Below are 17,138 nucleotides of genomic sequence, written 5' to 3' on the forward strand. Positions count from 1 at the left end.
TAGAATTTTTTTGACCAAGATACGCCAACGCTAACACCCTTGTTAATTCCACTATCTTGTTTTGCAACAGGAATATTAAGAGCAGGTGCATTAAGAACTTTTGCCATATTTATCTCTCCTTTCATCATTTATGTATTTTAGATTATTCATGAACTGTAATAAATACTAAGGTCATTACCATGCCATATGTTTATCCTATAACATTATCCAAGTTAAGGTTTTCATAAACTTTTATGATGCTTGTTCTTAAAACTTTATTGGGTATGAGGTCAATATTTTTACGAACTAATACTTTACTTTTATATAAATGCATATCTTGTAGAACATGACTGATGTGTGAGAATATTTTTTTCATATCTTCACAATACAGATAGCCTTTTTTTTCATTAGAAAGGGTAGGGCAGCCACCATGGCAATCATCATACCATTCACAGAAAATACATTTCTCTACTCTGTCGGATTCTTTTCTTCCATACCGCTTTCTCACGGGATTTTCAAACAACATATATTCCAGTGAATGTTCAAAAATGCTACCCAGATTAATATCCGTATTATTATCACATGGTGAAGCATATCCTTTTGGACTAATGGATAACATGGGGTTTTGAACGATGCAGTTTTTCATAAAGTAACATATAAAAGGAGTGGAAAAAACGAACCCCTTAATAATCGTATCTAAAGTCCTTATGTTAAAGTCACATAACGTGTCATAGAACCATTTGTCAAACAGTGCAATGACCAAACGTGCATAATTACCTTGTTGCAATATGATGCTTGTTTCGTTTAATTCAGGTGCAATGATATCAATGCCCTTAATATGTGTCAATCCTTTAAATAGTTCATAATACCCATCGATATCTTCCAAGGTTTTATCACTACATACAGAAAGTATACCTATATCTACTTTTTTTTGTTGCAGCTTATGGATATTCTCTACTATGCATTTATAAGAGCCTTTACCATTCTTGAACTTTCTATAATGGTCATGGATATGTTCAGGCCCATCAAAGGATATGCCTACTTCAAAACCATGCTTTACAATCATATCTAATAGTTCATCTGTTAACAGTGTTCCATTTGTCTGTATGTAATTGAAACATGTCTTGTTATGGAGATATGTTTCTTGCAGGCTTATGGACTGCTCATAGAAAGTTTCTTGTCGAATAAGGGGTTCGCCGCCATGAAATATAAATTCGATTTCTTCAAAAGGACTTTCAGCTAGTCCCTTGATGATAGCTTCTAAGGTGTCTATAGGCATATTACCAGGATGAGAATCCATCTCATGCTGATAGTAGCAATAGGAGCACGCCATGTTGCAATTATTGGTTATATTAAGAAGTATCACTATTCTTTTTTTGTTTGAATTATTAATCATATATAATGCACACCTTTTTAAAGTATAGAACTAAAAAATCAAAAAACAACTGTTATACATATAGAATAATACATTAATTCAATCATTATGTCAATGAGAAAAATATTAAATTATTTCAAAAATAGTGGAAATATTGTAATTTATAATGTATAATGAATAAAAATATGTTTTACATAAATGAATATACTATCATATAAAAAAGGAGGATATCGATGGATAGTTATTTTAAAGAGAATTTGTTAAAACCTGCAGATGTGTTGCTTATTTTGCCACCTTTTGCGTATGTTGAAGCCCCTTCTATAGGTCTTCATATTTTACAAGCTTGTGCAGAAAAAAGCGGTTTTTCAGTACAAGTGGGATACATCAATATGATCTTTTCAGATTTGCTTGGAAGTGAAACGTATAATGCCATGTGCTCATTTCACGATACGATGATAGGTGAGGCTTTTTTTGCTGATATTGCCTATGGCACTTCTCCTTTTACAAAACCTGAATATGATTTTGATACGTGTTTTAATCAATCTTCATCTAAAAAAATCGATAAAGAGAGGGTTAAAAGTGTCCATGCTCAGTTAGACGATATATTGGATAAAATAACCGATGGCATACTTCAGTTGGATTATAAAGTCATTGGATGTTCAACAACTTTTAATCAGACATCAGCTAGTATCGCTTTGTTAAATCGTATTAAGTCAAAAAATCCTAACATCATTACGATGATGGGAGGATCCAATTGTGAGCGAGAAATGGGAGAAGGTATACTTTCCTTAAGTGATAATATAGATTATGTATTTTCGGGCAAAAGTGAAGAAACATTCCCTTCTTTTTTGAAGGCAGTTTTTCATTCAAATCTTCCTAAAAACAAAATCATTCAAAGTGGTGAACCTGTAGATGTTGAAGACATTCCTCTTATGGATTATACTCATTATTATGAACAGATGCGTCATTTTTCTCTAGACGAGATAATTCCTAAGGATGAAATACTGTTGTTATATGAGACAAGCAGGGGATGCTGGTGGGGCCAAAAGCACCAATGTAACTTTTGCGGTTTGAATGGTGACGATATTGTATTTAATCAAAAATCATGTGATAAAATCATTAGAGAATTAAAAATTTTATTGGATAAGCACCCTTCAAACACTGTTATTATGGTAGACAGTATCATGCCTTATACATTTATTGATACGCTAATCCCCATGTTGCTTAATGAAATTCCAGATATTCGTTTGTTTTATGAGGTTAAATCAAACATGCCTTTGGAACAGCTGATTAAGTTAAAAAATGCAGGTGTATTTCATCTGCAGCCTGGCATTGAAGGATTATCCAGCAGCCTTTTAAAAAGGATGAGTAAAGGCACTACAGCCAAATTAAATGTCATGTTCTTAAAAAACGTTCGTTCATTAAAGTTAGCTGCTAGTTGGAATTTACTTTATGCATTTCCAGGAGATACAGCCTTGGAATATGAAGAGACATTGAGTTTACTACCTCTTATTTCGCATTTTGAGCCACCCAAAGTATGTAGCAGGATATCTTTACAGAGATTTAGCAATTATTTTGAACAACCTGAGCATTTTGGTATAAGTCAACTAATGCCTATACCATGCTATGATAATTTCTTACCCCAAAACGTTGATGCTGATAAACTGGCTTATGATTTCGTGGGAGAATACAAACACTTTTCTCAAGAAGATGAACCGGTTATGATTGAAATAAAATCAATCATAGAAAAATGGCAAAAAAGTTGGGAGGGGAATGCCATCCCTAAACTTCATATAACCAAGGCATCTGAAAGAAATTATATGTTAATGGATACAAGAGGCTTACCGGGTACGAAATCTATGCGAATGATATCATACAAACAAGCTCTTGCTGCTATAAAAGACAGACCAATAACGGAGGTGGACAATCTTCAAGAAGAGATAGAATGGGCAAAAGAACAAAAATTAATTATTGAACTTGATGGATGGTATGTGTCATTAATTACAGCAGAACCGGAAATATTAATAGCATTTAAAAATAATTTTGTGGCATAATCATGTGTACTTATCTATTATCATGATACTATTCGACAAATCAGAGAAGCGATATGCTCTCTTTATTGGTCACAGTTATGCATTAGACTGCACGTAATAAAGAGAGCTTTTTTAATATAAAAAAATCTTTTTCTAACAACACATCATAATATACGATTAATCCATTTAGTGTCAATAACCTGTTTTTTAGACCGCTCAATAAATATTCCTTGAAATTATACCCAATTATTAGTACAATAACTAGTGTATATGGAAATGATAGGATTTTATTGGTTATGATAACATTTCTTAATGGGTATCGTGATGACTTAAACGTAATAAACATAGAATGAGGTGTATAGAAATGCTTAATTTATTAAAGAGTTATGGTATTTTTTTAATTGCTGCCGTTGTGGTTGTGTGTATACATGAATATCCCAAAATATTTGTTTATAAATATCTAGAACATCCAATATATAAAAAACAAACAAAGGTTTCACTTAACCCTAAGAAATATATAGACCCATTTGGTCTAATTTGCTTTGTGTTTCTTAGAGTGGGGTGGCAAAAGCCATTTCAGTTTAATTATGGGCGATTGAAAGATAAGAACAAAGGGTTATTAGCCATTTCTTTAACGGGTATCTTATCCAATTTACTTTTCTTAACGGTTTTAATGCCAGTGTATACGAATGTTTATTATATTAACCCAGAACTATCCATGTTTATATCTGCATTGATGGAGTTTAACATGGTGATGGTGATTGTAAACTTGTTACCTGTTCCACCTTTTGATATGGCTAAGATTATTCAAGCGGTTAATCCACAGACATATTTCCGATTTATACAATATGAGAAGATGATACAGGCTTTCTTCATTTTAGCTTTGGCTATTGGGTTTGTGAGACGATTTGTAGTATTAACGTATAATGCTTTTGTACCAAATATTTTAAATATGATAGGATAAGAAGAAAGCATTATTGGAATCGTGATGCAATTAGTCGATACGAGAGGAGCTTTTTATTGAGTATACCTGTAAAATTAGAGGTTTTTGAAGGACCTCTCGATCTATTATTACATTTAATCGATAAAAATAAATTGAATATATACGATATTCCCATTGTCCTAGTTACAGATCAATACTTGGCATATATTAAGCGGTTAGAAGAGAACAACATGGACATTATGAGTGAGTTCATTGAAATGGCAGCCACACTTATTCACATTAAGTCTAAGATGCTATTGCCTGCCCCTGAAGAGGAAGAAGAAGATATTGATCCTCGTGCAGAATTAATGGAGCAACTGATTGAATATAAGAAATTTAAATACATTAAGGATAAGTTAAAGATAAGGCAGATTGATGCGGAAAAGGTCATATTCAAGGAACCTTCTATTCCTGATGAAGTCTTGTGTTATCAAGAAGAGATTGACCCAAGCCAGCTTCTTCATGACATTGATTTTTCAAAAATCTATCAACTATTTCGTTCCGTGATGAAAAAGCAGTTGAATAAGGTGGACCATATTCGTAGTGAGTTTGGTGAAATTGTTAAAGAAGAATATACGGTGAATGAAAAAATAGACTATATTATGGCATTAACAGAGGATTATGAAACCATAAGTTTTCGTGAGGTCTTAGAATCAGGACATTCAAGAGTTGAACTCATTGTGACCTTCCTTGCTATATTGGAACTCATCAAAATGGGAAGCATTGATATTATTCAAGAAGACTTATTTGACGATATTGTCATTAGGAAATCATAGGAAGAAGGAATACAGTTGAACAAGCTAGAAGCCATTATTGAAGGCATATTATTCTCAATGGGAGAAGCTGTTGAGCTAGATAAAATAGCAGATGCCATTGAACATGATAAGAAGACGACCAAGAAGATTATTCGAAACATGATGGATAAATACGATAGTCCTGAGCGGGGAATTATGATTATAGAGATTGATCATGCCTACCAGATGTGCACCAAGACAGAGTGTTATGAATACATCAGGCGGGTGAATCAAAAGTCCAAGAGTTATGTCTTAACAGATGTACTGCTTGAAACATTATCCATTATTGCCTATAAACAACCCATTACCAAGGCGCAGATTGAAAAAATAAGAGGCGTTAGCGCTTATCATTGTGTCAATAAACTGATTGAGTATAATTTGATATGTGAAAAAGGACGTATGGATGCACCAGGTCGTCCTATTCTTTTTGGTACAACACAAGACTTTCTTAGGAACTTTGGTTTTCAGTCTGTGAATGATTTACCACCTATTGAAGAAGACCGCCTAACGAGCATTCAATTAGAAGCAGAAAAAGAGGCAATAGAGGAATTAGAATTAGTGGATTAAAGCGATACAGATTACAGGCATAATTTCATGGTTTTTCTTATAAATTATTATAAGGGATTATTATAAGAAAGATGATGATATGAAAAAAATAAGAGTCGTGCTATACATAGTCATCATGTTATCTACACTAATGGGTAACATGGTTTTTGCTGATTCGGAAAAAGAAAAGAGCAAAGAACCTGAGCAATTACATGCTTACTCAGCTCTATTAATGGATAAACACAGTGGTCGCGTTTTATGGGATAAAAAAGGTTATGAAGAAAGGTCCATGGCCAGTACAACAAAAATCATGACCTGTATCATAGCCCTTGAATCATGTAAAATGGATGAAATAGTGAAAGTAAGTGAAAAAGCGTCCAGAGCGCCAAAAGTTAAGATGTATATTCGGCCAGATGAAGAATACTATTTGGGGGATTTGCTTCATGCATTGATGCTTATATCCTCTAATGATGTAGCCATTGCTATAGCTGAGCATATTAGCGGCACAACAGAAGATTTCTGTAATAAAATGACTCAAAAAGCGAGAGCATTAGGCGCCATTAATACAAGTTATAAAACACCTAATGGATTAGATGCTGAAGGGCATTATACCACGGCATATGACTTAGCGCTTATTACGCGTTATGCTATGGAGAATGAAGCTTTTGTTAAATTAGTCAATACACCTTCAATAGCTTTTAATGAAATAACATCAAATCGTCCTTTTAATATTACCAACAAAGATGCATTCTTGAATATGTATGAAGGAGCAAATGGGGTCAAAACAGGCTTTACATCAAAAGCCGGTTATTGTTTCGTTGGCTCAGCAAAACGTGGTGATATGGAATTGATATCCGTTGTTTTGGCTTCAGGATGGCCAAATAACAGAACTTATCGTTGGGCAGATACCAAGAAGATTATGGATTATGGTTTTGGTAACTTTAAAACAAAGTCTGTTTTGAGCAGCGGGCAGCATGTTTCTCAGCTTCCTGTTGATCAAGGTATAGGTAAAGATATCGATGTTTACACCACAGAAGATATTGATATCTGTCTTGGTGCAGACGAAGAGGTGACCATACTCTATAACGTAGAACCTCATCTAATAGCACCCGTCGAAATTGGGCAACATGTAGGTAGCGCAGAAATATATGTGGATGGCCAATTGTACGCTTCTAGCCCTTTAATCACCAACACAGCTATTGAAAAAATAGATTTTACCTATACATTCCACAAAGTACTTAACGCATTTGTACTATTCTCAAATGATGAGCAATAAGAGACTAAAGGAGAATCAACATGGAGATTCGATTACAGAAGTATTTAGCAGATGCAGGTATAGCATCACGAAGAAAATCTGAGATACTTATACAAGAGGGTATGGTAACAGTTAATGGGAGGACGGTCAAGGCTTTAGGTACGAAAATTAATCCTCAAAAAGATATCATAAAATATGAGGGAAAAGTCATTAAGCAAAATACCCGTCATGTGTATTTCATGTTAAACAAGCCAACAGGCTATATCACCACTGTTTCTGATGAGAAAGGAAGAAAAACAGTGATGGACTTGATTGATTATCCTACAAGACTATACCCTATTGGACGATTAGATTATAACACAAGCGGTCTACTTCTATTAACCAATGATGGAGACCTTACGTATCGGTTAACACATCCTAAGCATGAAGTTGAGAAAAAGTATCTTGTTACCATAAAAGGTGTGCCAACGGAAAAACAATTAGGTGAATTACGTAAGGGAGTCAATCTAGGTGTGTATAAAACCTCCCGTTCCAAAATTCGGGTTGTTGATGCCAAAGAAGGTTTAACCACATTACAAGTCTGTATCCATGAAGGTAAGAATAGACAAGTAAGACGTATGTTTGAACATATAGGATTTACCGTGACCAAGTTAAAAAGAACCGCCATTGGCCGGTTAACATTAAGTGGGTTAAAACATGGAAAATATCGCCCCCTAACAAAAGAAGAAATTCATTATCTAAGAAAATTATAAATAATACCTGAGCAAAGTAAAGCCCTCTAAACAGAGGGTTTTTTTGATGAAAAGTAACAAGTAAGCATCAAGCTTCATATAATAGAGTATACCAACTAATGCTTGATATGTAGACAAGCATGAACGGTATTCCATCCATTTATTCGTTTATTAGGAGAAGGTCAGATTCATATGTGATGAAGACATTGACTAAGAATGATACAGAATGACACATGGTTTAATCAATAGGGCTAATGACATTATTAAACCGATAAAAGTGTACAGGCTTTTAGGAAAAAGAAGACAGATGTATATCCCAAAAGAAGTTATTTTAATCAGTTAGCCAGGGGCTATCTTATTGGTACACCATTCACGCATCACTCATTTTCTAACCTTATCGATTTGATATGTACCTATAGAAAGAGATAGCCCAACTTTATGTTAAAAAGGTGAATTGACCAATGAAATTTGATTAAGCATAACCTTATTAAAGTTAAGAGCCACAAAAGGCATAAATAAAAGGTAAGAGTAACATAAAAGGGAGGGCGAGAACGAATTTCTCGCCCCTCAGTTATGATTAAAAATAAATACTGGAGGTAATAAAATGGATTAACGACTACTCAATAAGCATTCTTCGCATGTGTAAAATCTTTATGTACAATTAAAGAAAACCTATGAGTAAGTAATTCAATAAAAATATTATCATACTTCCTTCAAAAAGTCAATGAATAATTAAAATATTAACAATATAAAGAAAACGACTGATAATAACCACTTGTGCGTGTTTTAATGGAACTTTTACCTTATTTATCAAAAGACTAGCAGGGTGAAATGGTCAGAAAATAACTTTGGTGACAGGAATTTACAAACTATTTACTAAATTTCCTTTATAATTGGTACATACCATAGATGAAGGAGGTTTTTATAATGTTTCAAAAGAAAAATAAGTTTTTAACGATTGTATTGCTAATCATTTTCGTACTTTTTAATGTACCTCATGTTACAATGGCTCATTCCAATAGGGATATCGTCATAAGTGAGGTGGCTTGGATGGGTACTACAGACAGTTTTCTTGATGAATGGATAGAGCTCTACAATAACACCCATAGTGCTATTCCTTTAGATGGGTGGACTTTAAAAGCAATAGATGGTAAGCCATCTATTAACTTAAGTGGTACCATACCTGCTGATGGCTATTTTCTCCTTGAAAGGACAGATGATACGTCTGTAAGCCATGTGGCGGCTGATGTGATTTACACAGGATCATTAGAAAATGCTGGAGAAGTACTTGAACTTCGTGATGCATCAGGGGTATTAATAGATACCGTTGGCACTGGTACATGGTATGCAGGTGATAATAGCTTAAAGGCCACCATGGAAAGAGTGGACAAAACAGGAAGTGGTACCGATGCATCCAATTGGGTAACTTCAACAGCAAGTTATAATGGAGGATATGGAACGCCACAAAGTGCTGCAATTATTGGCAGTGGCAGCTGGACACCTGGTACATTAGAGATTCATCATATCAATGTTGGACAAGGAGATGCTACCTTGGTGGTAAGTCCGTCAGGAAAAAGTATGCTATTAGATGCAGGAGAATCCTATTGGAATAGCAGTGCTGATGCACAAGTTATAGGACCATATATTGAGGCTGTTATCGGGAAGAAGGCGTTAGACTATGTCCTTATTAGCCATTTTCATCTTGACCATATTGGATATGTGGGGAAAGGTGGCTTATGGCATCTTGTGGAACAACAGAACTTTACAGTGGGAAAAATGATTCACAGGGATTATACCAACTACTTAGGTACCACAAGCGGTACATTTAATCATTGGAAGACATATCTAGAAGGTACAGGTCATAGTAAATTAAATCCAGAAATAGCCATAGAAGGTACGGACCAGATTAATTTAGGTGGTGGGGTTGTGGTCAATATTCTTGTTACAGATGGTAATGGTGCCATGATTCAAGGCGATTTTAGCGGTAACACCATACCACCATCTGAAAATGATTATAGCATAGGTGTCAACATAAGTTATGGCGAGTTTGACGAATGGATTGGTGGCGATTTATCTGGTGAATTTGCTTCAAGCATCTTTAACTATACCTACCACGATATTGAATTAAGTGCAGCAAAAGAAATTGGGGATGTAGATGTTTATCGTGTCAATCATCATGGCAGTGACCATTCCAGCAATCCAACATTTGTTAATCAATTAGACCCTGAAGTATCCATTATATCTGTTGGGGATGCTAATCCATACGGGCACCCTCGTCAAGCTGTTATGGACCGCGTGTTAGCTACCAGTGACGTATACTTAACAGAAAGAGGTGATACGTCAACGGACATAGGTAACGCAATCGTATCCGGTCATATTGTCATCAAGACAACGGATGGAACCCATTATACGGTTAATGGAACCCCCTATGTTGCCACAGAGCCTAATCGTGTGGACCAAGATGGTGATGGATATTTTGTAGAAGTAGATCCTGATGATGGTAATAGCAGTATCATACCAGCAGCCAATGGTGGTATAGATCCCATGTATCAATGAATGATATGGGATATGGATAACCTTTTATTTATCTACCTTGATGGAGAGCGGTATTAGACGTTGTTTATTTTTACAATAATTAGTTGAGAGGTACTAAAAATACGACTCTTGTGAGTAGGGTACATCATATGCAATCCCAAAGGAAAGATGCTATCTTTATTTATAGACATGCACTTACCTAAGGGATTGTTTTTTGTTGAAAGATGTGATAGGATAAGTGCTAATATAGATGTTTTTGATAGGTAAAAAATGCCCTTTTTGTCACAAATGGAATAATTAGATGAAAGAAATACGTCCCATAGGGTTACACTAATATGGGACTGGGTGAAGCTGTTATAAGCTCTGTGAATGAGCCAATAATATAACTCTAAAAGTATTTATTTAGTTAGGAAAAAGATTTAATAAGAGTATATTATTTAAAGATAATTGTACTTGTAACTAAATATTTTAATAGTAGGATTGCCTATTAGAAAAAAATAGTAATATTTCCGGTTTTAACTTGAAAATTGCCAAAGTTTCATGTAAAATGATAACCGGTGAAAGTTGCATTGTTTTACATAAAGAAAATGGAGGGTTAATGCATGAGTATTCAAAACATGATCAATGAACTCACTAACCGTCGACATGCTATTGAAACAGGTGGCAGAGATGCTGCAATTAATAAATTACACGCAGAATCTAAAATGACGGCTAGAGAAAGAATTGAAGAATTACTTGACACGAACAGTTTTGTTGAAGTTGGAGCCTTCGTGAAGCACCGTTCAACAGATTTTAACTTAAGTGTTAAAGACACTCCAGCTGATGGCGTTATAACTGGTTACGGGACAATAGAAGGTCGATTAATATACGTATTCAGTCAAGACGTAACTGTTTTAGGCGGGGCATTAGGTGAAATGCACGCTAAGAAAATTTGTACGGTTTATGATATGGCTATGAAAATGGGTGCGCCAATCATTGCTTTGCTTGATTCTAAAGGTCTTAGACTTCAAGAATCTACAGATGCACTTCATGGTTTCGGAGAAATTTTCTTAAAGCAAACATTAGCATCTGGAGTTATACCACAAATTACAGCAATTCTTGGTACGTGTGGTGGTGGAGCTACGATTATGCCATCTTTATCTGATTTTACATTTATGACCAAGGAAGCTACAAGTTTATTTGTTAATAGTCCTAATGCGTTAGATAGTAAAACGGAAACATTAGAGTCCATTGCAAGTGCCAAGTTTCATGCAGAAGAAACGGGTATTGTTGATTTTATATGCGAGGATGAAAAGTCGCTTCTTGAATCGGTTAGGGATTTAACAAACATGTTACCATCAAACAACTTTGATGAGGCACCAATCTTTGATACAAATGATGACCTTAACCGTGTGTCAAATGATCTTAATGAAATGGCTTCAGCAGATGTAACAGCAGGTTATGATATGAAAGCTGTTATTGGACATGTTGCTGATAATCACGTGTTTGTTGAGACAAAAGCAGACTTTGCACCTTCTATGGTTACAGGATTTGTTAATCTTAATGGCCAGTCTGTTGGTGTTGTAGCTAATCAAAGCGTTGAGAACGAAAAATTAACGTCCAGCGCCTGTGAAAAAGCTGCAAAATTCATTAGATTCTGCGATGCTTTTAACATACCAATTGTATCTTTTACAGATATTGACGGCTTTAACGCTTCAGTATCGGAAGAAAAAGTAGGTTTATCGAAGATGGCTGCTAAACTTGTTTCTGCTTTTGCTGATGCGACAGTACCTAAGATTAATGTGGTTGTAGGAAGAGGATTTGGGACAGCTTATGTAGCAATGAACAGTAAGCATATAGGAGCGGATATTGTATATGCTTGGCCTAACAGCCAGATTTCCATGATGAATGCGGATTCTGCGGTACGTATTATGTATGCTGATGAAGTAAAAGATGAAAAAGTAACTGCTGAAGATATAGCAAGCAAAACAGTGGAGTATACAGACATGCAGGCTAGTCCATACGCTGCTGCAAGCCGAGGTTATGTGGATGATATTATTGAACCAGCAGCCACAAGAAAACGTGTGATTGCTGCTCTTGAAATGTTATACAGCAAACGTGAGACAAGACCGGATAAAAAACATGGAACCCTATAAAGAGGTGAATATTTAATGGATAATATTTTACAAGAAGGTGTCGTTGCACTGATTAGTGGAATGGGTATTGTATTCTTAGTTCTTATTCTTATTGCTATTATTATATGGCTATTTAAATTCATCCAGCAACCCCAGGAAAAAGTAATTGAAGTTGTACCCGCTCAGGTTACCACACACGAAGAAGAGCAACAAACAGATGATTTAGAACTCATTGCTGTTATTACAGCTGCTATTGCAGCACAATTAGATACCTCAACGGATAAGCTACAAGTAAAATCTTTTAGAAAAATTGGTTCAAATCGCTCAAGATGGTAATGATGTGGCATTATAGGCCTTAGAACTTTAATGATTTAAATTGGTGAATACTGAGATGATGTAATTATAACTTAATGATTTGTTAGGAGGATTTATCATGAGAAATTTTCAAGTTACTGTTAATGGTAATACATACGAGGTTGCCGTAGAGGAAATTGGTAGTGGCGGGGTAACAGCAGCACCAGTTACCGCTCCAGCCACAACAGCAGCTCCAAAAGCACCTGCAGCTCAGAAGCCAGCAGCTTCAGCAGCATCTGCAGGAGCTACAAAAGTAACTGCTCCTATGCAAGGTAAAATTGTAGACGTAAAAGTTTCTGAAGGTCAACAAGTACAAGCTGGGGATGTGTTAGCTATTCTCGAAGCCATGAAGATGGAGAATGAAGTTGTTGCTCCAGCGGCAGGTACAGTTGCCTCAGTTAATGTTTCAGCTGGTCAGAGTGTTGAGACAGGAGATTTAATCGTATCTCTAAACTAAGCATTTAACATAGTAGGGAGGTAACGCTATAATGGAATTTTGGAGTAAGCTTGGAGATGCCCTCATTGGATTCGGGCAAAATACTGGTATCTACTGGATATTTGATAATTTTTTCGGGGAAAACCAAGCTTGGCGAAATATAGTAATGATAATCGTTGCATTAGTCCTATTATATTTAGCTATTAAAAAAGAATATGAGCCCTTGTTATTATTACCTATCGCATTTGGTATGCTGTTAGTCAATTTACCCCTTAGTGGTGTCATGGCTGAACCTGATGGTAAAATAGTAGGCGGTCTTTTGCATTATTTGTATCAAGGTAACAAATTGGGTATATTTCCACCATTAATCTTTATGGGTGTTGGTGTCATGACGGACTTTGGTCCATTACTTGCTAACCCAAAGAGTTTCCTATTAGGAGCAGCAGCTCAATTTGGTATTTTCTTTGCTTTCTTTGGTGCCCTTCTTCTTGGCTTTACCCCAGAAGAATCAGCATCAATCGGTATCATTGGTGGTGCCGACGGCCCCACAGCTATCTTTACAACGATTAAGTTAGCAGCTCATCTATTAGGCCCCATTGCTGTTGCAGCCTATTCCTATATGTCCTTAGTGCCAATTATTCAGCCTCCAATTATGAAGGCTTTTACCACTAAGGAAGAACGTCAAATTAAGATGGAGCAATTAAGACCGGTATCTCAACTAGAGAAGATATTGTTTCCCATTGTTGTGACGGTGGTTATTATTCTAATATTACCATCAACAGCGCCACTTATTGGTATGCTGATGTTTGGTAATTTAATTAAAGTATCAGGTGTAACAGAGAAGCTTGCAGATACAGCATCCAATGCACTGATGTATATTGTAACAATTTTCTTAGGCATTACCGTTGGTGCAACAACAAGTGCATCGAAATTCTTAACATGGGATACCATTAAAATCCTTTTATTAGGTCTTGTTGCATTTTCCATTGGAACGGCAACAGGTGTATTATTTGGTAAGCTTATGTGTAAATTATCTGGTGGTAAGATTAATCCACTTATTGGAGCGGCTGGTGTGTCCGCTGTACCCATGGCTGCTCGGGTTGTGCAGAAGGTTGGACAAAAAGAAAATCCAACCAATTTCTTATTAATGCACGCCATGGGACCTAATGTGGCAGGTGTTATTGGATCGGCTGTAGCAGCGGGTGTATTCTTAACACTATATATGAAGTAACAGGATTACCAATAGAGAACGAGAGATTTATAACACGTTCAGATAAGTTTATAGATTTAAAAGTCAATGATTATAGGAGGTTTAAGTTATGGCTGTTACAAAAAAACCTGTAAAAATTACAGATACCATACTTAGAGACGCTCACCAATCCCTCATAGCCACGCGAATGAAAATTGAAGATATGCTTCCTATTGTTGATAAGCTCGACAAAGTTGGATATCATTCAGTTGAATGTTGGGGTGGAGCAACATTTGATGCTTGCTTGCGTTTCCTAAAAGAGGATCCATGGGAAAGACTTAGACAGTTAAGAGCTGGATTTAAAAATACAAAATTACAGATGTTACTTAGAGGACAAAATATACTAGGTTATCGTCATTATGCGGATGATGTAGTGGAATATTTCGTTCAAAAAACCATTGCTAATGGTATTGATATTCTTCGTATTTTTGATGCCCTGAATGATCCTAGAAACCTAAGAACTGCAATTAATGCCACAAAAAAAGAAGGTGGACATGCTCAAGTGGCTATTTCCTATACACTGAGTGAAGTGCATACACTTGAATATTACGCTAATCTTGCAAAAGAATTAGAAAGCATGGGTGCTGATTCTATCTGTATTAAGGATATGGCTGGCTTACTCGTTCCGTATTCTGCTACAGAACTTGTAACAACATTAAAAGAAACTGTAGAAGTGCCTATTCAGCTACACGCCCATTACACAAGCGGTGTTGCTGCCATGACTTATTTAAAAGCTGTTGAAGCAGGTGTTGATATTATTGATACAGCCATGTCACCATTCTCTATGGGTACAGCTCAACCGGCTACAGAAGTTATGGTTGAAACCTTCAAAGGAACAGCATATGATACAGGATTTGATCAAGACTTATTATCAGAGATTGCGGACTACTTCAGACCACAAAGAGAAGCAGCTCTTGAATCAGGATTGATGAATCCAAAAGTACTAGGTGTCAACATTAAGACGTTACTATACCAAGTACCAGGTGGTATGTTATCTAATCTAGTATCGCAACTTCAAAAGCAGAATGCAGAAGAGAAGTTTTATGACGTGCTTGAAGAGATTCCACGTGTAAGAGCTGATTATGGTTATCCACCACTCGTAACGCCTTCCAGTCAGATTGTCGGTACACAAGCTGTACTGAATGTTTTATCTGGTGAGCGATATAAGATGGTAACAAAAGAGTCAAAAGCCCTTGTACGTGGTGAATATGGACGTACACCAGTACCTATTCCAGATGATATTAAAAAAATCATTATCGGTGACGAAGAGCAAATCACTTGCCGTCCAGCGGATTTAATCAAGCCAGAACTTAAAAAGATTGAAGCTGAGATGAAACACTATAAGCAACAAGAAGAAGATGTATTATCTTATGCCTTATTCCCACAAGTAGCTGAAGATTTTTTCAAATATAGAGAGGCTCAGCAGACAAAGATAGACCCTAACATGGCGGATAATGATCATAAAGTGTATCCTGTATAAGAGAAAAAACTGGTATCTATGGATGCCAGTTTTTTATTCTATAGGAAAGTTCTCAATTTAACAAATGAGATAGGAGGATTCTTCACCAAATCTATCCTATTATTTCTATATTAAGACATTCCAAAGAGGCTAACTTGCATGTTCTCCTGCATATCACCGATACTTTATAACAGCAACGTACAAAAAATAACAGATTTGCAATATTTAACGTCAATTTTTAAAATATATTGTAAAATGAAAGGTATTACTATATAATAATTAAGAAAGAAAATAAACTGTACAATCATTCTTCATAGAAGATAAGCGTCATTTACTTATATGAATGGGTGACCATACTTGATTGAGAGGTATGAATATGCATAAACAAAATGATTTGATGAAGAGAATAAAAAATGCTTATCCAAAGCTTAGCAAAGGACAGAAATTATTAGCTAACTATATCTTGGAACATTATGAGAAAGCAGTCTTCCTTACAGCTGCAAAATTAGGAAAAATTGTAGGTGTTAGTGAATCAACGGTTGTACGTTTTGCTAATGAACTTGGATATGATGGTTATCCTAAGCTTCAAAGAGCACTTGAAGAGCTTGTTAAAACGAAGCTTACCTCTTTTCAACGGGTTGAGGTGACGTCAGATCGAATAGACAAAGGACATGTACTTAAGTTTGTATTGCAATCAGATGCAGAGAAAATCAAACATACCCTTGAAGAGATTGATGAAAACATATTTAACCAAGCCATTGATATGATTTTGGATGCTAGAAAAATATATATTCTTGGCGTAAGAAGTTGTTCTGCTTTAGCTGGGTTCTTAGGATTCTATTTTAATCTTATATTTGATAACACAAAATTAATTCATACCAACAGTGTAAGTGAAATGTTTGAACAGATTTATAAGATTGGCCCTGAAGACGTTGTCATCGGTATTAGTTTCCCCAGATACTCAAAACGTACAATAAAAGCCATGGAGTTCTCCAAAAGTCGTAAGGCCAAAGTCATTGCTATCACCGATAGCCTGCTATCACCTCTAATCCAATTTTCAAATTGTAGTTTAATCGCAAGAAGTGATATGGCCTCATTTGTCGATTCTTTGGTTGCACCACTTAGTTTAATCAATGCCCTTATTGTTGCTTTGTGTATTAAGAAAAAAGATGAAGTACTGGATACCTTAGAGAATTTGGAAAAGATTTGGTCGGAATATCAAGTATATGAAAATGATGAAGAATATGTTACGAATTACTTGGCACCTAACGAGTTACAATAGAGCGAAAGGAAATG

14 protein-coding genes are annotated in these 17,138 nt (G+C 35.6%); 13 read left to right on the forward strand and 1 reads right to left on the reverse strand.

Translation table 11 applies throughout. The features are described from left to right. Window positions 1-190: 190 nt before the first annotated feature. Complete coding sequence (locus HZI73_RS12665; RefSeq protein ID WP_212698585.1) at window positions 191-1,375, reverse strand: radical SAM/SPASM domain-containing protein; 1,185 nt, start codon at window positions 1,373-1,375, stop codon at window positions 191-193. A gap of 212 nt (window positions 1,376-1,587) precedes the next feature. Between HZI73_RS12665 and HZI73_RS12670 the strand changes: the two genes are divergently transcribed. From HZI73_RS12670 to HZI73_RS12730, 13 genes are all read left to right on the forward strand, one after another. Beyond that, window positions 1,588-3,408 (forward strand): RiPP maturation radical SAM C-methyltransferase, encoded by a 1,821-nt coding sequence (locus HZI73_RS12670; RefSeq protein WP_212698586.1) that lies wholly within the window; start codon window positions 1,588-1,590, stop codon window positions 3,406-3,408. A 343-nt stretch (window positions 3,409-3,751) separates the two neighbouring features. After that, entirely contained in the window at window positions 3,752-4,351 is a 600-nt protein-coding gene (locus HZI73_RS12675) for a site-2 protease family protein (RefSeq protein WP_212698587.1), read from the forward strand. Between the two features lie 56 nt (window positions 4,352-4,407). Further along, entirely contained in the window at window positions 4,408-5,145 is a 738-nt protein-coding gene (locus tag HZI73_RS12680; RefSeq protein ID WP_212698588.1) for a segregation and condensation protein A, read from the forward strand. A gap of 9 nt (window positions 5,146-5,154) precedes the next feature. Beyond that, window positions 5,155-5,730, forward strand: a complete 576-nt coding sequence (scpB, locus tag HZI73_RS12685; protein WP_212698788.1) for an SMC-Scp complex subunit ScpB — start codon at window positions 5,155-5,157, stop codon at window positions 5,728-5,730. Window positions 5,731-5,845: 115 nt separating this feature from the next. Further along, entirely contained in the window at window positions 5,846-6,985 is a 1,140-nt protein-coding gene (locus HZI73_RS12690) for a D-alanyl-D-alanine carboxypeptidase family protein (protein WP_212698589.1), read from the forward strand. Window positions 6,986-7,005: 20 nt separating this feature from the next. Next, entirely contained in the window at window positions 7,006-7,716 is a 711-nt protein-coding gene (locus HZI73_RS12695; protein WP_212698590.1) for a pseudouridine synthase, read from the forward strand. A 906-nt stretch (window positions 7,717-8,622) separates the two neighbouring features. Then, window positions 8,623-10,251, forward strand: coding sequence for a lamin tail domain-containing protein (locus tag HZI73_RS12700; RefSeq protein ID WP_212698591.1), 1,629 nt, complete (start codon window positions 8,623-8,625; stop codon window positions 10,249-10,251). Window positions 10,252-10,832: 581 nt separating this feature from the next. Continuing rightward, window positions 10,833-12,365, forward strand: a complete 1,533-nt coding sequence (locus HZI73_RS12705; protein ID WP_281418884.1) for an acyl-CoA carboxylase subunit beta — start codon at window positions 10,833-10,835, stop codon at window positions 12,363-12,365. Between the two features lie 15 nt (window positions 12,366-12,380). Next, entirely contained in the window at window positions 12,381-12,680 is a 300-nt protein-coding gene (locus HZI73_RS12710) for an OadG family transporter subunit (RefSeq protein ID WP_212698592.1), read from the forward strand. A gap of 97 nt (window positions 12,681-12,777) precedes the next feature. After that, a complete protein-coding gene (locus HZI73_RS12715; RefSeq protein WP_212698593.1) occupies window positions 12,778-13,155 on the forward strand; it encodes a biotin/lipoyl-containing protein in 378 nt (125 codons plus the stop codon). 31 nt (window positions 13,156-13,186) lie between these two features. Then, entirely contained in the window at window positions 13,187-14,365 is a 1,179-nt protein-coding gene (locus tag HZI73_RS12720; RefSeq protein ID WP_246552495.1) for a sodium ion-translocating decarboxylase subunit beta, read from the forward strand. An 88-nt stretch (window positions 14,366-14,453) separates the two neighbouring features. Beyond that, on the forward strand, window positions 14,454-15,863 hold the full coding sequence (locus HZI73_RS12725) for an oxaloacetate decarboxylase subunit alpha (protein WP_212698594.1): 1,410 nt from the start codon (window positions 14,454-14,456) through the stop codon (window positions 15,861-15,863). A 355-nt stretch (window positions 15,864-16,218) separates the two neighbouring features. Then, window positions 16,219-17,124, forward strand: a complete 906-nt coding sequence (locus HZI73_RS12730; protein ID WP_330619742.1) for a MurR/RpiR family transcriptional regulator — start codon at window positions 16,219-16,221, stop codon at window positions 17,122-17,124. Window positions 17,125-17,138 lie beyond the last annotated feature (14 nt).

Origin of the sequence: Vallitalea pronyensis, assembly GCF_018141445.1 — a bacterium.
Classification (GTDB): Bacteria; Bacillota; Clostridia; order Lachnospirales; family Vallitaleaceae; genus Vallitalea; species Vallitalea pronyensis.